Source organism: Pseudomonas paraeruginosa PA7, from assembly GCF_000017205.1.
In the GTDB taxonomy this organism is placed as follows: domain Bacteria; phylum Pseudomonadota; class Gammaproteobacteria; order Pseudomonadales; family Pseudomonadaceae; genus Pseudomonas; species Pseudomonas paraeruginosa.
In genome coordinates this window covers 3,772,561-3,789,926 of record NC_009656.1, presented here as the reverse complement: position 1 = coordinate 3,789,926, position 17,366 = coordinate 3,772,561, and the positions used below count along the sequence as shown (strand labels likewise).

Genomic DNA, 17,366 nt, shown 5'->3' with positions numbered 1-17,366 from the left:
TTGCCAGCGCCAGCGTCAAGACTGGTCGGCTGGCTGGCCGACCGTATAATGGCGTGATTGCCGCGTGGCGGCCAGAAATGGATGAATCATGACAGAGCAGCAACCGATTGCCGTGCTCGGCGGCGGCAGTTTCGGCACCGCCATCGCCAACCTGCTGGCCGAGAACGGCCAGGCCGTGCGCCAGTGGATGCGCGACCCGGAGCAGGCCGAGGCGATCCGCAGCCGGCGCGAGAATCCGCGGTACCTGAAAGGGGTCAAGGTGCATCCCGGCGTGGAGCCGGTGACCGACCTGGAACGCACCCTGGCCGACTGCCAGCTGATTTTCGTCGCCTTGCCTTCCAGTGCCTTGCGCAAAGTCCTGCAGCCACATCAGCTGGCGCTGACGGACAAACTGCTGGTGAGCCTGACCAAGGGCATCGAGGCGCACACCTTCAAGCTGATGAGCGAGATTCTCGAGGAAATCGCCCCGCAGGCGCGGATCGGGGTGATATCCGGGCCGAACCTGGCGCGCGAGATCGCCGAGCACGAGCTGACCGCCACGGTGGTCGCCAGCGAGGACGACGAGCTCTGTGCCCGCGTGCAGGCGGCCCTGCACGGCCGCACCTTCCGTGTCTACGCCAGCCGCGACCGTTTCGGCGTCGAGCTGGGCGGCGCGTTGAAGAACGTCTACGCGATCATGGCCGGCCTGGCCGCGGCGATGGACATGGGCGAGAACACCCGCAGCATGCTGATCACCCGCGCCCTGGCGGAAATGACCCGGTTCGCCGTCAAGCTCGGCGCCAACCCGATGACCTTCCTCGGCCTGGCCGGCGTCGGCGACCTGATCGTCACCTGTTCCTCGCCGAAGAGCCGCAACTATCAGGTCGGCCACGCCCTCGGCGAGGGGCTCAGCCTGGAGCAGGCGGTATCGCGCCTGGGCGAGACCGCCGAAGGGGTGAACACGCTCAGGGTTCTCAAGGAAAAGTCCGACGAGATGCAGGTGTACATGCCGCTGGTCGCCGGTCTCCATGCGATCCTCTTCGAGGGGCGCACCCTGGCGCAGGTCATCCAGCTGCTGATGCGCGGCGAGCCGAAGACCGACGTCGACTTCATTCCCACCACCGGCTTCTGACGAGGAGACCGCCATGTCCGCAGATCCGCAAGCGCGCGAGTCCATCGCCATCCGCATCCTCTGGATGCTGCTGTTCGTCCTGATCTGGCAGGTCGCCGAACTGCTCCTCGGGGCTGTGGTAGTGATCCAGCTGGTCTATCGCCTGATCTACGGCGCACCCAACGGCAGCCTGATGGCCTTCGGCGACAGCCTCAGCCAGTACCTGGCGCAGATCGGCCGTTTCGGTACCTTCCATAGCGACGAGAAGCCCTGGCCGTTCGCCGACTGGCCGGCCGCGCGCCCGGCCGAAGGCGAGGCCGCCCATAGCGTGCCGCCCGCAGCCCATCCGGCGCGTGACGAAGAGCCGAAACTGTGAGGCTCTGGCTGCTGCGCCATGGCGAGGCCGAGCCGCACGCCAGCCGCGATGCCGAGCGGCGGCTCACCGCCCAGGGACGCAAGGAGGTGCTGCAGAGCGCCGCGCGGCTGGCCGGCGTGGCGCTCGACGGGATCCTCGCCAGCCCCTATGTGCGCGCCCAGCAGACCGCCGAGCTGGTGCGCGAGGCGCTGGGCCTGGTCGAACCGGTGGGCACCGCGCCTTGGCTGACGCCCGACGACGATCCGCGCGAGGTGCTCGGTTTCCTCGACGAGCGCAGCGAGCGCAATCTCCTGCTGGTCAGCCACCAGCCCCTGGTCGGGGCGCTGGGCGGCCTGCTGGTGCATGGCAACCGGCGCGACCCGTTGCCGATGAGCACCGCCTCGCTGGCCGAGCTGGAAGGCGACTTCGCCGCCGCCGGGCTGATGAGCCTGGTCTCGCTGCATCACCCGCGGCACGGCTAGGAAGCGCCTGGCGCAACGACTACAAACCGAAACATTTCCCGGCTTGCCTGCGGTTGGCTGTGATGGAATATTCGACCAAGCAAGTGCTTGGTCGATCTCCCAGAACAACAACAACGGAGGCGGTACGTGGTCACTGCAAATCGTCTGCCGCTCGAAGTCTTCTTCGAGCGCGAAAAGCGTCACCCGCAACGGCGTTACCTGGTGCAGCCCATCGGCGGCGGCCGGGTCGAGGAGCTGAGCTGGGGCGAAGTGGGCGACCAGGCGCGGCGTGCAGCCGCCTGGTTGCGCAGCCTGGATCTCCCCGCCGGGAGCCGTATCGCGATAATCTCGAAGAACTGCGCGCACTGGATCGTCACCGATCTGGCGATCTGGATGGCCGGTCACGTTTCCGTCCCTCTCTATCCCAATCTCACCGCCGAGTCGGCGCGCCAGGTGCTGGAGCATTCCGAGTCGGCGGTGGTCTTCGTCGGCAAGCTCGACGACTGGCCGGCGATGGCGCCCGGGATCCCCGAGGGCATACCGACCGTGGCCATGCCGTTGCACCCGGAGGGGCGTTTCGACCGCCAGTGGAGCGACCTGCAGGCCTGCGCGCCGCTCGAAGGCGACACGCCGACCGCCGCCGACCAGCTCGCCACCCTGATCTACACCTCCGGTACCACCGGCGTGCCCAAGGGGGTGATGCACAACTTCAGCAGCTTCGCCTTCGCCGCCAGCCGCGGCGTGGAGCTGTTCGGCACGCGCGAAGACGACCGCATGCTCTCGTACCTGCCGCTGTGCCATGTGGCGGAACGGATGTTCGTCGAGATGGGCTCGCTCTACGGCGGTACCACGGTATTCTTCGCCGACAGCCTGGATACCTTCCTCGAGGACATGAAGCGTGCGCGGCCGACCTTGCTGTTCGGCGTGCCGCGCATCTGGACCAAGTTCCAGATGGGGGTGTATTCGAAGATGCCGGCGCAGAAGCTCGACCGCCTGCTGAAGCTGCCGATCCTCGGCCGCATCGTCGGCCGCAAGGTGCTCGCCGGGCTGGGGCTGGATGCGGTGCGCTATGCGCTGTGCGGCGCGGCTCCGGTACCCGAGGCACTGCTGCTCTGGTATCGCCGCCTGGGCCTGGACGTGCTCGAGGTCTACGGGATGACCGAGAACAGCGGCTACTCCCATGTCTGCCGGCCCGGCAGGCAGAAGACCGGCTGGATCGGCCAGAACAGCCCCGGCGTCGAGGTGCGCATCAGCGACGAGGGCGAGGTGCAGGTGCGCAGCGGCGCGACCATGGTCGGCTACTACAAGGAACCGGAAAAGACCGCCGAAGTGCTCACCGCCGATGGCTTCCTGCGCACCGGCGACAAGGGCGAGCAGGACGCCGAGGGCAACCTGCGCCTGACCGGGCGGATGAAGGAAATCTTCAAGACCAGCAAGGGCAAGTACGTGGCGCCGGCGCCGATCGAGAACCGCCTGGCGGTGCATGACCGTATCGAGCAGGTCTGCGTGGTCGGCGAGGGACTCAGCGCGCCGCTGGGGCTTTGCGTGCTTTCCGAGGTCGGCCGGCGCGAGGCCCTCAACGGCACCCGCGGGGTCCTGGAAAACAGCCTGCGGGCGCACCTGGAACAGGTCAACGGCGCGCTGGACAAGCACGAGCGGCTGGTCGGCCTGGTACTGGTCAAGGAAACCTGGGCGGTGGACAACGGTTTCCTCACGCCGACCTTGAAGATCAAGCGCAATATGGTGGAAGGTGCCTATGGCTCGCGCTTCCACGAATGGGTGGAACGCCGCGAGGCCGTGCTCTGGCACGAATGACTCCCACCGACGGGAAGCCCCTCCGGGCTTCCCCCTTGCGCAAGGAATTCCCATGAGCCTCTGGCGACAAACGCCCGACCTGGAGCAACTGAACGCCTCGCAGAAGAACAGCATCGGCGACCTGCTCGGCATCCGCTTCGAAGCCTTCGACGACGAGTCGCTGACCGCCAGCATGCCGGTCGACTCGCGTACCCACCAGCCGTTCGGCCTGCTGCATGGCGGCGCCTCGGTGGTCCTCGCGGAAAGCCTGGGCTCGATGGCCAGCTACCTGTGCGTCGACACCAGCCAGTACTATTGCGTCGGCCTGGAAGTGAACGCCAACCACCTGCGCGGCCTGCGCAGCGGCCGGGTCACCGCGGTGGCCAGGGCGATCCACCTGGGGCGTACCACCCATGTCTGGGACATCCGCCTCAGTGGCGACGACGGCAAACCGAGCTGCATCGCCCGCCTGACCATGGCGGTGGTGCCGCTGGCGGGCAGGGCGGGCTGAGCGCGCTCCGCAATTTTATCCAAGATCGTTCCGTCCCGTTGGCGGTAGAGTAGCGGGATGGAGCAGATCACCCATCTCAGCAGCGGGATTCCCGGCGTACGCCTGATCGACGCCGTGCACAACCGCTTTTCCTTTCCCCGGCACTTCCACCTGGAGTACCACATCGGCTTGCTGCTGCAGGGCCGGCATCGCTATGTCGCCGGCGGCGAACGGCGCCTGGCCGGGGCCGGCGATGCCTTGCTGATGGCGCCGGAAAGCATCCACGACGGCAGCAGCGCCGGCGAGGAAGGCTATCGGATTCGCGTCCTGGCGCTCGATGCCGACTGGCTGGAGCGCGCCGGCCGCGACTTCAGCGACGGCCGCCGCGGCGCGCCGCGCCTGACCGGCAGCCTGGTTCGCGACGAGCGCCTGCAGCAGCGCCTGCGCCAGCTGCACCTGGGCATGCTCGGCGGAGCGGCGGCGCTGGAGAACCGCCTGGCCCTGGAAGAACATCTCTGGCAGGCGCTGGCCTGCCTGCTCAGCCTGGGCAGCAGCCTGCGCGTGGAGGAGGACGACCGGGAAGGATTCGGCCGGCGCGATTGGAGGCGGCTGCGCGAATGGCTCGAGTCGCGCCTGGAATACCCGCCGAGCCTGGAGGAGTTGGCCGCTTTCTGCGGATTGAGTCCGTGGCAGGCGCTGCGGCGTTTCCGCCGACATTGTGGCCTGCCGCCCCACCAGTGGCTGACCCAGTTGCGCCTGGAGCGCGCCTTGCCGCTGGTGCTGCGCGGCGAGCAGCCGCTGAGCCAGGTGGCCCAGCAGTTCGGTTTCTACGACCAGGCGCACTTCAGTCGTCTGTTCCGCCGTACCTACGGTTTGCCGCCAGCCCGTCTGCGCCAGCGCTGAGCCGCCATTTCCCTTGATCCAATTCCTTTTCGCGGAGTAGCCATGCAGGAACTGTCTGTCTTGCTGACCCTGGCGGCGGTGTTCGCCGTGGCCCTGTTCAGCCCCGGCCCGGATGTCGCCCTGGTGGTACGCACCTCGCTGCACCAGGGACGGCGCGCCGGCCTGGCCAGTGCCCTGGGGCTGGCTTGCGGGATCCTCCTGCATACCACCCTGGTGCTGACCGGCGTGTCGCTGCTGCTCAGCCGCACGCCAGTGCTGTTCGCCGCCCTGCAGGCGGTTGGCGCGTTGTACCTGGCCTGGCTCGGCGTCGGCGCCCTGCGCGCCTGGTGGCGACGTGGCGAGGGCCGGCCGGGCCGGCTCGACGGGGCGTTGCCGCCATCGCCCCTGGGGCCCTGGCTGCGCGGGGTGGCGACCAATCTGTTCAACCCCAAGGCGCTGGTGTTCTTCATCGCCTTGCTCGGCAGCCTGATTCCGCCGCAGATGTCGCTGGGCGGCAAGCTGGGAGTGGCGGCGCTGCTGTTCGGCATGGGCGCCTGCTGGTTCGGCCTGCTCAGCCTGACTCTCACCCGGCCGGGCCTGCAGGCCCGCCTGCTGCGCGCGGTGCCCTGGCTGGACGGCGCCTGTGGCGTGGTGTTCCTGCTGGTGGCGTTGGCGATCGTCGAGCACCTCGTCCGCTCTGCCTGAGGGTTTGGCCGCTTCGCCGTGTGTGGCAGCCGGCAAAGCCATTGCCGCCCCGGCGAGGCTGCCGGAGAATCCCAGGCATCAGCCCTGTCGAGACGTCGCGCATGTCGCAATCGGTTTTCTTCGCCCACGCCAATGGCTTCCCTTCGGCCACCTACGCCAAGCTGTTCGAGGCCCTGGCCCCGGAGTACCGGGTGGATCACCTGGAGATGCACGGGCACGACCCGCGCTTCCCGGTGAACGACAATTGGGACAACCTGGTGGACGAGCTGCTGCACCATCTCGCCAGCCTGGAACAGCCGGTCTGGGGCGTCGGCCATTCCCTCGGCGGCGTGCTGCACTACCACGCGGCGCTGCGCCGGCCGGAGTTCTACCGCGGCGTGGTGATGCTCGATTCGCCGGTGCTGACCCTCGCCGACCGCCTGGTGATCCGCGCCGCCAAGCGTTTCGGCTTCATCGATCGGATCACTCCGGCCGGACGCACCCTGGGGCGCCGCGAGGCGTTCCCGGACCTGGAGGAGGCGCGGGCGTACTTCTCCGGCAAGGCGCTGTTCCGCCGTTTCGACCCGGATTGCCTGGAGGCCTATGTGCGCCATGGCCTGGCCGACGGCGGTGGCGGTTCCGGCCTGCGCCTGCGCTTCGACCCGGCCACCGAGATCAGCATCTACCGCAGCGTGCCGCACAGCAGCCCGGGGCGTCCGCGCCAGTTGCAGGTGCCGCTGGCGATGGTGCGCGGGCGGCACAGCAAGGTGGTGTTGCCGCACCACACCCGGCTGATCCGGGCGATGCCGCGCGGCGAGTTCATGTCGCTGCCCGGCGGCCACATGTTCCCGCTGGAGCGTCCGCGGGAGACCGCCGACCTGTTGCGGGGCGTGTTCGAGCGCTGGTCGCGGCTGGCCGAGGAGCGTTCGGCATGAGCCTGCAGGTCGAGGAAGTCCGCATCAGCCTGCCGCACATCGAACTGGCCGCGCACCTGTTCGGTCCGCCGGATGGCAGGCCGGTGATCGCCCTGCATGGCTGGCTGGACAACGCCATGAGCTTCTCGCGCCTGGCGCCGAAGCTCGCCGGCCTGCGTATCGTCGCCCTGGATTTCGCCGGCCACGGGCATTCCGCGCATCGCGCCGAGGGCGCCAGCTACCTGCTCTGGGACTATGCCCTGGACGTGCTGATGGTGGCCGAGCAACTGGGCTGGGAGCGTTTCTCCCTGCTGGGACACTCGATGGGCGCGATCGTCTCGGTGCTGCTCGCCGGCGCCCTGCCCGAGCGCGTCGAGCGCCTGGCGCTGATCGACGGGCTGATTCCCTACACCGGCGAAGCCGACAAGGCGCCGCAGAAACTCGGCGAAGCGCTGAAGGCGCAGCTGGCCCTGCGCCACAAGCGCAAGCCGGTCTATGCCGAACTGGAAAAAGCCGTGGAAGCGCGGATGCGCGGGGTTGGCGAGATATCCCGGGAGGCCGCCGAGCTGCTCGCCCAGCGTGGCCTGGAGCCGGTGCCTGGTGGCTATACCTGGCGCACCGATGCGCGCCTGACCCTACCGTCGCCGCTGCGCCTGACCCAGGCCCATGCGCTGAACTTCGTGCGCAGCGTGGAATGCCCGGTCAGCCTGGTGCTGGCCGAGCAGGGCATGCTGGCGGTGGAGCCGCGCATGCGCGCGCTGCTGGAAACCCTGCCGTTCGAGCGGCACCACCTGCCCGGCGGGCATCACCTGCACCTCGATGACGAAGCCGGGGCCCAGGCGGTGGCCGAGGTCTTCGCGAAGTTCTTCGCCCGCTGAAACACCGGCTTGCCGTTGTTTCCTTGACTATTCCGGGTCCAGCCGTAAGGCTGGACGGATCGCTACGGAGAGTCACCCCATGATCGATCTCTACACCGCCGCCACGCCGAACGGCCACAAGGTATCCATCGCCCTGGAGGAAATGGGCCTGCCCTACACGGTGCACGCGCTGTCGTTCGACAGGAAGGAGCAGAAGGCTCCGGAATTCCTCAGGATCAACCCCAACGGCCGGATCCCGGCCATCGTCGACCGCAGCAACGACGACTTCGCCGTCTTCGAGTCGGGCGCGATCCTCATCTACCTCGCCGAGAAGACCGGCCAGCTGATGCCCACCGACGTCAAGGGCCGCTCGCGGGTGATCCAGTGGCTGATGTTCCAGATGGGCGGGGTCGGTCCGATGCAGGGACAGGCCAACGTATTCTTCCGCTATTTCCCGGAGAAGCTGCAGGGCGCCATCGATCGCTACCAGCATGAGACCCGGCGCCTCTACGAGGTCCTCGACGGGCGCCTGGGCGAGGCCGAGTTCCTCGCTGGCGACTACAGCATCGCCGACATCGCCACCTATCCCTGGGTGCGCATCCACGACTGGTCCGGCGTCGCCGTCGACGGCCTGGACAATCTGCAGCGCTGGATCGCCGCCCTCGAGGCGCGTCCCGCGGTGCAGCGCGGACTGCTGGTGCCGCGGCGGGAGAAGGAGGGCGACGACGCCATCCGTACCGCCCAGTCGATGCTGACCCGTTGAGGGCCGGTATGCGAGGGTTCCTGTTGCTTTCCCTGGGGGCGTTGAGCCTGTCGGCGCTGGCCGCCGACGTGCCCGACAGCCATGACCTGGACGTGCTGCCGCGTTTCCCGCGTGCCGAGATCGTCGACTTCCGCCAGGCGCCAAGCGAGGAGCGGGTCTACCCGCTCGGCGCGATCAGCCGCATCAGCGGGCGCCTGCGCATGGAGGGCGAGGTGCGCGCCGAAGGCGAGCTGACCGCGCTGACCTACCGCCTGCCGCCCGAGCACAGCAGCCAGGAGGCGTTCGCCGCGGCGCGCACCGCGCTGCTCAAGGCCGACGCCACGCCGCTGTTCTGGTGCGAGCGGCGCGACTGCGGCTCCAGCAGCCTGCTGGCCAACGCGGTGTTCGGCAATGCCAAGCTGTACGGCCCGGACGAGCAGCAGGCCTACCTGCTGGTGCGCCTGGCGGCGCCGCGGGAGAACAGCCTGGTGGCGGTCTACTCGATCACCCGTGGCAATCGCCGCGCCTACCTGCAGGCCGAGGAACTGGAAGCGGCCGCGCCGCTGGGCGAACTGCAGCCGAGCCCGTCGACCCTGCTGCGCCTGCTCAAGGCCAATGGCGAGCTGACCCTCAGCCACGTGCCGGCCGAGCCCGCCGGTTCCTGGCTGGACCTGCTGGTGCGAACCCTGCGCCTGGACACCGGGGTGCGCGTCGAGTTGTCCGGCAGGCATGCCCAGGAGTGGCGCGACGCCCTGCGTGACCAGGGCGTGCTGAACAGCCGCATGGAACTGGGCCAGTCGGAGACCGACGGCCTGCACCTGAACTGGCTGCGCTGATCGACTCGCCCGGGCGCGCGGCCCGGGCGGCTTCGCCAGGGTTGTCGACCTGTTCCCCTGGAGGGGTAGACTGCCTGTCCCGCGCCCCACGCTTCGGCTGGAAACGGCGCACGCCGAGCGCTGTCTATCGGTGTATTCCCCCTCTTAGGAAGGCTTGCCTTGATGTTCGATAACGATCGGCTGTTGCTCCGCGTGCTGCTGTTCGGCCTGCTCGCTGCCAGTCTCTGGGTGCTGGCGCCATTCTGGTCGGCATTGTTCTGGGCCGCGGTACTGGCCTTCGCCAGTTGGCCGCTGATGCGCATGCTCACGCGCCTGCTCGGTGGCCGCGAGTCGCTGGCGGCGGGGCTGCTGACCCTGGGCTGGATCGTCCTGGTGGCGTTGCCGCTGGTCTGGCTCGGCTTCGGGCTGGCGGACAACGTCCGCTCGCTGATGGAGCTGCTGAAGAACCTCCAGGTGGAAGGCCTGCCGCCGCCGCCTTCGTGGATGGCCGGGGTGCCGCTGGTCGGCGACCGCCTGATCGGCTGGTGGGATTCCATCGACCAGCAGGGCGTGGCGTTCTTCTATGTGCTCAAGCCCTACGTCGGCGAGGTCGGCAACTGGCTGCTGGCGCGCAGCGCGAAGATCGGCGGCGGGATCCTGGAGCTGGTGCTCAGCCTGGTGCTGATCTTCTTCTTCTACCGCGACGGGCCGCGCCTGGAGTCCATCGTCCACCGTGCCCTGGAGCGACTGATCGGCAACCGCGCGGAGCATTATCGCGACCTTGTCGCCGGCACCGTGCAACGGGTGGTCAACGGGGTGATCGGCACCGCCGCGGCGCAGGCGCTGCTGGCCTGGATCGGCTTCACGATCGCCGGCGTGCCGGGGGCCATGCTGCTCGGCCTGCTGACCTTCGTCTTCAGCCTGCTGATGGTCCCGCCGCTGGTCTGGGGACCGGCCACCGCCTGGTTGTTCTTCCAGGGCGACTACGGCCACGGGATATTCCTCGGCCTGTGGGGCTTCTTCATCATCAGCGGGGTGGACAACATCCTCAAGCCCTACCTGATCAGCCGTGGCGGCAACCTGCCGCTGGTGGTGGTGCTGCTCGGGGTATTCGGCGGGCTGCTGGCGTTCGGCTTCATGGGCCTGTTCCTCGGTCCGATCCTGCTGGCGGTGGCCTACAACCTGGTCAGCGACTGGATCGCCAGCACGCCGCGACCGCCCGCCGATGGGCGCGGTCCGGATGCCTGATTGACGAAGGAGAGGAAGCCCCGCGATGCGGGGCTTTTTGCATCTGCGGGGCTACAGGTGTTCGCTGCGGGCTCCCACGTACTGGCTGCGACCGGCGCCGAGGCCGAACAGGGTGGCGGCGATGGCGACGCCGACGAAGATGTAGCCGACCGCGTTCCAGCCGCCGCTCAGGTCGTGGACCACGCCGACCATGAACGGTCCCATGGCCGCCAGGGTGTAGCCGACGCCCTGGGCCATGCCCGACAGGTGCGAGGCGACGTGGGCGTCGCGCGAGCGCAGGACGATCAGCGCCAGGGCGATGCTGAAGGTGCCGCCCTGGCCGAGGCCGAGCAGCAGCGCCCAGCACCAGATGGTCTGCAGCGGCGCATAGAGGAAGCCGAGCAGGCCGGCCAGGGTGGTGGCCATCACCAGGACCACCGCCAGGCGCTGGTCCTTGGCGCGGGCGGCCAGCCAGGGCGCGAGCAGGGCGGTGATCAGTTGCAGCATCACCGAGCCGGACAGCACCAGGCCGGCTTCCACCGGGGTCAGGCCGCGGTCGATCAGGATCGACGGCAGCCAGCCGAAGACGATGTAGGCCAGGGACGATTGCAGGCCCATGTACAGCGTGACCTGCCAGGCCAGCGGGTCGCGCCACAAACCGACGACACGGAAGGCCTGGCGGTGGGCGTGCCGGCCCTGGCGGGTCTGCGGCAGCCAGAACGCGGCGGCGAGGATCGCCGGCAGCGACCAGAACGCCAGCGCCAGTTCCCAGTTGCCGAAGAGCTTCTCCAGCGGCGCGGTGGCGCCAGCGGCCAGCGCCGCGCCGAGGCACAGGGCCATGGTGTAGACCCCGGTCATCACTCCGGCCTGGCGCGGGAAGTCACGCTTGACGATGCCCGGCAGGAGCACGCCGATGATGCCGATGCTGGCGCCGGCCAGGACGCTGCCGGCGAACAGGCCGAACACCGGGAACAGGCTGCGCAGGACGATGCCGCCGGCCAGGCAGAAGAGAATCAGCAGTACGCTGCGCTCGGCTCCGATATGGCGGGCCAGGCGCGGCGCCAGCGGCGCGAACAGGCCCAGGCAGAGCACCGGCGCGGTGGTCAGCAGGCCGGCGGCGGCTGCCGACAGGCCGGTGTCGTCGCGCACCTGGTTGAGCAGCGGGGCGAGACTGGACAGCGCCGGCCGCAGGTTCAGCGCGACCAGCACCAGGCCCAGCAGGAGCAGCCAGGGGCGCAGTGGCGGCGCCGGCGGGGCTGGTTCGTCGTCGACTTCGGCATCGATCAGCAGTTCTTCCGGAGGATGGCCGGGGTGCGCTCCCGGCCGGGCATTCAAGGCGTGAGTCATGGGTATGTCCCGGGTTCAGATCAGCAGTGCGCGGTTGGCCGCGGCGGCAGCGTCCGGGTCTCCGCGTTCTATGGCGTCGAGCAGTCGCTGGTGCAGCTCGAAGCAGGGCTGGGCCCTTTGTGGGTCGGCCATGGTGCGTTCCAGCGAGGTCCGGATGACCTGCGAGAAGTAGCGATAGAGTTCGCTGAGCACCGGATTGTGGGCAGCGTCGACCATCCGCTGGTGGAACCGGATGTCGTGCTCGATGTAGTCCTGCAGGTCGTCGCTGCCGTGGCGCTGGCGCGAAGCGTCGAGATATTCGCGCAAAGCGGCCAGGTCGCAATCGTCGCGGCGCGTGGCAGCCAGGCGCGCCGCTTCGATCTCGATCATCCCGCGCGCTTCCAGGGCGTGCTGCACCGCGCTGCGCGCCAGCACCAGCATGGTTTCCAGCGGATCGGCGCAGGCACGCACATAGGTGCCGTCGCCCTGGCGGACTTCCAGCACGCCGGAGAAGGTCAGCACGCGCACCGCTTCGCGCACGGTGTTGCGGCTCATGCCGAGCAGTTCGGCGAGCTCCGGCTCCGCTGGCAGGCGCTGGCCGAGCGGCCAGTGGCCGGCGTCGATGCGCTGGCGGATCTGCTCCAGGGCGATATCGACCAGGGAGCGCTTGAGGGGAATGGTCACGGAGGAAACATCCAATCATCGGATGAATTTGCGCGCAGGATACCTCGGCGCTTGCAAGCCCGGAAAGCGTCGCTTGAGAAAAAAGCGCTGGCCTGGCGGCCAGTCGCATAGCGCTGCGCCGCCAGCTCGCCGATGCGTCAGCCTACGATGGCGGTTTCCCCGGCACGCAGGGACATGCCCAGTTGCGCTCGCCGGCGCAGCCAGGGACTGGGGCGGTAGCGGGGGTCGCCGGTGAGCGCCTGCAGGCGCTGGAGAATGCTCAGCAGGCGCCGCGGGTCGAGACGGTCGCCCCACTCCAGCGGGCCGTGGGGATAGCCGAGACCGAGGTGCACCGCCTGGTCGATGTCTTCGACACTGGCAATACCTTGCTGTGCGATATCGCAGGCGAGGTTGACGATCATCGCCAGGACCCGCTGGACGACGAAGCCGGGACTGTCGCGCAGCACCGTGACCCCGACGCCGTCGCTGGCCAGCAGGGCGTGGGCGGCGTCGCGCATGGCCGGGGCGGTCAGTGGCGAAAGCATCAGGCAGCGCCGGCGCTCGAGATCGCAGAGCAGGTCGATGCCGACGCTGCGCTCGGCCGGACAGGCGAAGCGCTGCACGGCGCTGCTCAGGTCCTCGCCCCAGGCGGCCAACAGGCAGAGCGCTGCGGCGGAAGGACGCTCGCCGGTTTCCGGTTCGGCGCCGAGGCGGCGCAGCAGTCCGGCGAGCGTACGGCGGTCGGCCTCGCTTTCGCAGCCCAGCCACACCGGAGGCAGGGCGGCGACCCTCGGCACCGGCTGCGGGCCGGGCTTGTCCTGCGGCTGGCCATCGACGTAGCGATAGAAGCCCTGGCCGCTCTTGCGCCCGAGATGGCCGGCGGCGAGCAGCTGGCGGGTCAGCGGGTGCGGGCGGTAGCGCGGTTCCTGGTAGTACTGCCGGTAGATCGACTCCATTACCGGGTGCGACACGTCGAGGCCGGTGAGATCGAGCAGTTCGAACGGCCCCATGCGGAAGCCGGCGCCCTCGCGCAGCACGCGGTCGATCTCGGCGCACTCCGCGACGCCTTCGCCGAGGATGCGCAGGGCCTCGGTGCCATAGGCGCGGCCGGCGTGGTTGACGATGAAACCGGGGGTATCCTTGGCCCGCACGCCACGGTGACCCAGGCGCGTGGCGAGGGCGAGCAGGGCGTCGCCGACTTCCGGTGCGCCGGCCAGGCCGTCGACCACCTCGACCACCCGCATCAGCGGCACGGGGTTGAAGAAGTGCAGGCCGGCGACCCGTTGCGGCCGCTCGCAGGCGGCGGCGATGGCGGTGATCGACAGCGACGAGGTGTTGCTGGCGAGGATGGTCTCCGGCGCGACTATGGCTTCCAGCCGGCGCAGCAGGTCCTGCTTGGCCTCCAGGCGCTCGACGATGGCCTCCACCACCAGTTCGCAGTCGGCCAGTTGTTCCAGGCGTTCCGCCACCCGCAACCGGTCTTGCGCGGCCTCGGCGTCGGCGGCGCCCAGCTTGCCTTTGCCGCACAGGCTCTGGAAGGTCTGCCGTAGGCGCTGGCGGGCTTCGGCGGCGGCCTCGGCGCGGCTGTCGAACAGCCACACGGTCAGGCCGGCCTGGGCGGCGATCTGGGCGATCCCGGTGCCCATCGCACCGGTACCGACCACGGCGATACAGCGAATATCGGGCATCGTCTATTTCCCCTGGTAGTTCGGCGGGCGTTTCTCCAGGAAGGCCTGCATGCCTTCCTTCTGGTCCTGTGAGTCGAACAGCAGCTGGAACGCCTTGCGTTCCAGGGCCAGTGCACTGTCCAGCGGCAGGTCGGCGCCGGCCAGGACCACTTCCTTGATCTGCGCCAGCGCCAGGGGCGGCAGGCGGGCGATCTCCGTGGCCAGTTCCAGGGCGCGCGGCAGCGTCGACTCGTCCGCCACCACTTCGCTGACCAAGCCCATGGCCAGCGCTTGCGGAGCCTTCACCAGGCAGCCGGTGAACAGCATGCGCAGCGCCTGGAACTTGCCCACCGCCCGGACCAGGCGCTGGGTACCACCGGCGCCGGGCATCACTCCGACCTTGATCTCCGGTTGGGCGAACTGCGCCGATTCGCCGGCGACGATCAGGTCGCAATGCATCGCCAGCTCGCAGCCGCCGCCCAGGGCGAAGCCGTTGACCGCGGCGATCACCGGTTTCGGGCAGCGCGCGATGGCTTCCCAGTAGCGCTCGCTGTGGCCGCCGTACAGGCCGATCGCCGTGCGCGTGGAAAGATCGCGGAGGTCGGCGCCAGCGGCGAAGCAACCTGGGTTGCCGGTGAGCACGATGACGCGGATCGCCGGGTCCGCGCCAAGCGTCTGGAAGTGGGCGGCGAGATGTTGGCGCATTTCGTCGTTCAATGCGTTCCTGGCTTGCGGACGATTGAGACGAAGCAGGGCGATATCGGCTGCGGGAAATTCGAGCAGGACCACGGACGAAGGATCGGCGGACATGGAAGCTCCGGAAGAAGCGTGTTTCGCTATGCGAAATATGCTTTCATGATTTATCGAAAATAATCAGCGGCAGCCGTGGCGTTGTAAACACCCTCGTCGATCATGAGGCGATAAAGCGGTGCAATTCGCTGTTTTTGAAGAGTTTTATCTTACTTGTTGAACGTTGATCGGTTCTTCCATTGGTTTCGCTATGCGAAACTTAATTTTGTTTTATTGATTTTTTGAAAGAGAGATCCCTACTATGCGCGGCAACGACGAGCGCCGGAGTCCGGCCGAAGGAACGGAGGCGTCCGCCTTCGAGCGTGTGCTGATCGACCCGATGCAGGAGGAAGACGAGGAGCTCAAGGACCGCCAGTTCGTCACCGCACTGGCCCGTGGGCTGGAGTTGCTGCGCTGTTTCACGCCGCGGGAAAGCCTGTTGGGCAACCAGGAGTTGGCGAGGAAGACCGGACTGCCGAAGCCGACGGTGTCGCGTCTGACTCACACCCTGACCCGGCTGGGCTACCTGCGTCACTTGCCGCAGAGCGGCAAATACCAGCTGGAGGCGGGGGTGATGTCGTTCGGCTACGCGATGCTGTCGAACCTGTCGATCCGCGCGGTCGCCCGTCCGCTGATGGAGGAGATGGCCGGCTACGCCAAGGCGGCGGTGGCGATGGCGGCCCGCGACCGGCTGAGCATGGTCTACCTCGACGTGGTGCACGGCGAGGCCAACCTGACCATGCGCCGGCAGGTCGGCAGCCATCTCTCGCTGTACCGCAGCGCCATCGGCCGGGCCTGCCTGGCGGCGCTGCCGGAGGACGAGCGGGAGTTTCTCCTCGGGCATATCCGCAAGCGCCACCCGGACGACTGGCCGGAGGTGCGCAAGGGGCTGGAGCGGGCGTTCCGCGACTACGCCGACTACGGTTTCTGCCTCTCGCTCGGCGAATGGCAGCGCGACGTCAATGCGGTGGGCGTGGCCTTGCGCCATGAGAACCATGGGTTGCTGGCGTTCAACTGCGGCGGGCCGAGTTTCCACCTCAAGCGCGAGAAGTTGGAGGACGACATCGGCCCGCGCCTGCTGCACATGGTCCACAACATCGAGGCCGCCACCCGCTGACCGAGGCCGGTGACGGAATCATGGCAACCGGCCTGCGGGCCTGAAGGAGTGAGCATGATTCGTGATCCGGAAACCCTGAACCTGCTGCTGGACAGCGTCCGCCAGTTCGTCCGCGAGAGCCTGGTGCCGCACGAGCAGGAGGTGGCGGAAACCGACCGCATCCCCGAGGCGATCGTCGCCCGCATGCGCGAGATGGGCCTGTTCGGCCTGTCGATCCCCGAGGCCTACGGTGGCCTAGGGGTGACCATGGAGGAAGAGGTGCGCATCGCCTTCGAACTGGGGCGGACCTCGCCGGCGTTCCGTTCGCTGCTGGGCACCAACAACGGCATCGGCTCCCAGGGCATCGTCATCGACGGCACCGAGGAACAGAAGCGGCGCTACCTGCCGCGCCTGGCGTCGGGCGAACTGCTCAGTTCGTTCTGCCTCACCGAACCGGACTCCGGTTCCGACGCCGCCTCGCTGAAGACCACGGCGCTGCGCGACGGCGAGCACTATGTGCTCAACGGCACCAAGCGCTTCATCACCAACGCCCCGCAGGCCGGCATCTACACCGTGATGGCGCGCACCGACCCGGCGATCCGTGGTGCCGGCGGGATCTCCGCCTTCGTCGTCGAGCGCGGTACGCCCGGGCTGTCCCTGGGCAAGCCGGATCGCAAGATGGGACAGAAGGGCGCGCATACCTGTGACGTGATCTTCGACGACTGCCGGGTGCCGGCCAGCCAGTTGATCGGCGGGGTCGAGGGGATCGGCTTCAAGACCGCGATGAAGGTGCTCGACAAGGGCCGCCTGCACATCGCCGCGGTCTGCGTGGGGGTCGCCGAGCGGATGCTCGAGGATGCGTTGCGCTATGCCCTGGAGCGCAAGCAGTTCGGCCAGCCGATCGCCGAGTTCCAGCTGATCCAGGCGATGCTCGCCGACAGCAAGGCCGAAGCCTATGCGGCGCGCTGCATGGTCATCGACGCCGCGCGGCAGCGCGACGAAGGCCGCGATGTCGGTACCGAGGCGTCCTGCGCCAAGCTGTTCGCCTCGGAAATGTGCGGCCGGGTCGCCGACCGCGCGGTGCAGATCTTCGGCGGCGCCGGCTATATCGGCGACTACGGGATCGAGCGCTTCTACCGCGACGTGCGACTGTTCCGCATCTACGAAGGCACCACGCAGATCCAGCAACTGCTGATCGCCCGCAACATGATTCGCGCCGCCCAGGGCTAGCGCCGACCCTTCGCCTTGCCGGCCGTGGCGCAGTCCCGGCCGGCTCCGGCTCCCCGGCGCCGGCCGTGCGCCACTCTTTACGCTTTCTTTATGCCGTCCGGCGTGGCCCGGAATCGCTTCTTTACGCCCCCTTTGCGGAGACTTTCCCTCAAGCGGCAGAGGCCGCTCGAAGGAGAGATCGCACACATGACCGTTCTGGATTGGTTGTCCCTGGCCCTGGCCGCGGGACTGTTCGTCTATTTGCTGGTGGCGCTGCTACGCGCCGACCGTGCCTAGGGGAGGGC

Annotated in this window: 19 protein-coding genes; 15 read left to right on the top strand and 4 right to left on the bottom strand. The window is 68.5% G+C overall.

Features of this window, described 5'->3' with window-relative positions:
- The first annotated feature begins 88 nt into the window (after positions 1-88).
- The 12 genes from PSPA7_RS17380 to PSPA7_RS17325 all read left to right on the top strand — a co-directional run bounded on the left by PSPA7_RS17380 (position 89) and on the right by PSPA7_RS17325 (position 10,332).
- The gene (locus PSPA7_RS17380; RefSeq protein ID WP_012076274.1) at positions 89-1,111 is read left to right on the top strand and encodes an NAD(P)H-dependent glycerol-3-phosphate dehydrogenase; all 1,023 of its coding nucleotides are present in this window, start codon (positions 89-91) and stop codon (positions 1,109-1,111) included.
- A gap of 13 nt (positions 1,112-1,124) precedes the next feature.
- Positions 1,125-1,466, top strand: coding sequence for a DUF4389 domain-containing protein (locus PSPA7_RS17375; protein ID WP_003153830.1), 342 nt, complete (start codon positions 1,125-1,127; stop codon positions 1,464-1,466).
- The gene (gene sixA / locus PSPA7_RS17370; RefSeq protein WP_012076273.1) at positions 1,463-1,927 is read left to right on the top strand and encodes a phosphohistidine phosphatase SixA; all 465 of its coding nucleotides are present in this window, start codon (positions 1,463-1,465) and stop codon (positions 1,925-1,927) included. Before PSPA7_RS17375 ends, sixA begins: the two co-directional genes overlap by 4 nt.
- A gap of 126 nt (positions 1,928-2,053) precedes the next feature.
- Positions 2,054-3,721 carry an AMP-binding protein gene (locus PSPA7_RS17365; protein ID WP_003153827.1) on the top strand — a complete coding sequence of 556 codons (1,668 nt, stop codon included), beginning with the start codon at positions 2,054-2,056 and terminating at the stop codon, positions 3,719-3,721.
- Between the two features lie 52 nt (positions 3,722-3,773).
- On the top strand, positions 3,774-4,211 hold the full coding sequence (locus PSPA7_RS17360; RefSeq protein WP_003087490.1) for a hotdog fold thioesterase: 438 nt from the start codon (positions 3,774-3,776) through the stop codon (positions 4,209-4,211).
- A gap of 57 nt (positions 4,212-4,268) precedes the next feature.
- Complete coding sequence (locus PSPA7_RS17355; RefSeq protein WP_012076272.1) at positions 4,269-5,093, top strand: AraC family transcriptional regulator; 825 nt, start codon at positions 4,269-4,271, stop codon at positions 5,091-5,093.
- A 42-nt stretch (positions 5,094-5,135) separates the two neighbouring features.
- Positions 5,136-5,777, top strand: coding sequence for a LysE family translocator (locus tag PSPA7_RS17350; RefSeq protein ID WP_012076271.1), 642 nt, complete (start codon positions 5,136-5,138; stop codon positions 5,775-5,777).
- A gap of 101 nt (positions 5,778-5,878) precedes the next feature.
- The gene (locus tag PSPA7_RS17345; protein ID WP_003157032.1) at positions 5,879-6,691 is read left to right on the top strand and encodes an alpha/beta fold hydrolase; all 813 of its coding nucleotides are present in this window, start codon (positions 5,879-5,881) and stop codon (positions 6,689-6,691) included.
- Positions 6,688-7,548 (top strand): alpha/beta fold hydrolase, encoded by an 861-nt coding sequence (locus tag PSPA7_RS17340; protein WP_012076270.1) that lies wholly within the window; start codon positions 6,688-6,690, stop codon positions 7,546-7,548. Before PSPA7_RS17345 ends, PSPA7_RS17340 begins: the two co-directional genes overlap by 4 nt.
- 79 nt (positions 7,549-7,627) lie before the next feature.
- Positions 7,628-8,290 (top strand): glutathione S-transferase family protein, encoded by a 663-nt coding sequence (locus tag PSPA7_RS17335; RefSeq protein WP_012076269.1) that lies wholly within the window; start codon positions 7,628-7,630, stop codon positions 8,288-8,290.
- A gap of 8 nt (positions 8,291-8,298) precedes the next feature.
- Complete coding sequence (locus tag PSPA7_RS17330; protein WP_012076268.1) at positions 8,299-9,105, top strand: DUF4892 domain-containing protein; 807 nt, start codon at positions 8,299-8,301, stop codon at positions 9,103-9,105.
- 162 nt (positions 9,106-9,267) lie between these two features.
- Positions 9,268-10,332 (top strand): AI-2E family transporter, encoded by a 1,065-nt coding sequence (locus tag PSPA7_RS17325; protein ID WP_003157893.1) that lies wholly within the window; start codon positions 9,268-9,270, stop codon positions 10,330-10,332.
- A gap of 51 nt (positions 10,333-10,383) precedes the next feature.
- On the opposite strand, the gene PSPA7_RS17320 is transcribed toward PSPA7_RS17325, so the two are convergent.
- From PSPA7_RS17320 to PSPA7_RS17305, 4 genes are all read right to left on the bottom strand, one after another.
- Complete coding sequence (locus PSPA7_RS17320) at positions 10,384-11,658, bottom strand: CynX/NimT family MFS transporter (protein WP_012076267.1); 1,275 nt, start codon at positions 11,656-11,658, stop codon at positions 10,384-10,386.
- A gap of 15 nt (positions 11,659-11,673) precedes the next feature.
- Entirely contained in the window at positions 11,674-12,321 is a 648-nt protein-coding gene (locus tag PSPA7_RS17315; RefSeq protein WP_012076266.1) for a FadR/GntR family transcriptional regulator, read from the bottom strand.
- A 137-nt stretch (positions 12,322-12,458) separates the two neighbouring features.
- Positions 12,459-13,988, bottom strand: a complete 1,530-nt coding sequence (locus PSPA7_RS17310; RefSeq protein ID WP_012076265.1) for a 3-hydroxyacyl-CoA dehydrogenase — start codon at positions 13,986-13,988, stop codon at positions 12,459-12,461.
- Positions 13,989-13,991: 3 nt separating this feature from the next.
- Positions 13,992-14,777, bottom strand: a complete 786-nt coding sequence (locus tag PSPA7_RS17305; protein ID WP_003154959.1) for an enoyl-CoA hydratase — start codon at positions 14,775-14,777, stop codon at positions 13,992-13,994.
- 241 nt (positions 14,778-15,018) lie between these two features.
- Between PSPA7_RS17305 and PSPA7_RS17300 the strand changes: the two genes are divergently transcribed.
- The 3 genes from PSPA7_RS17300 (at position 15,019) to PSPA7_RS17290 (ending at position 17,358) form a co-directional block, all read left to right on the top strand.
- Positions 15,019-15,873 (top strand): IclR family transcriptional regulator, encoded by an 855-nt coding sequence (locus PSPA7_RS17300; protein WP_012076264.1) that lies wholly within the window; start codon positions 15,019-15,021, stop codon positions 15,871-15,873.
- 54 nt (positions 15,874-15,927) lie between these two features.
- Complete coding sequence (locus PSPA7_RS17295; protein WP_012076263.1) at positions 15,928-17,082, top strand: acyl-CoA dehydrogenase family protein; 1,155 nt, start codon at positions 15,928-15,930, stop codon at positions 17,080-17,082.
- Positions 17,083-17,268: 186 nt separating this feature from the next.
- A complete protein-coding gene (locus PSPA7_RS17290; protein WP_003154964.1) occupies positions 17,269-17,358 on the top strand; it encodes a K(+)-transporting ATPase subunit F in 90 nt (29 codons plus the stop codon).
- Positions 17,359-17,366 lie beyond the last annotated feature (8 nt).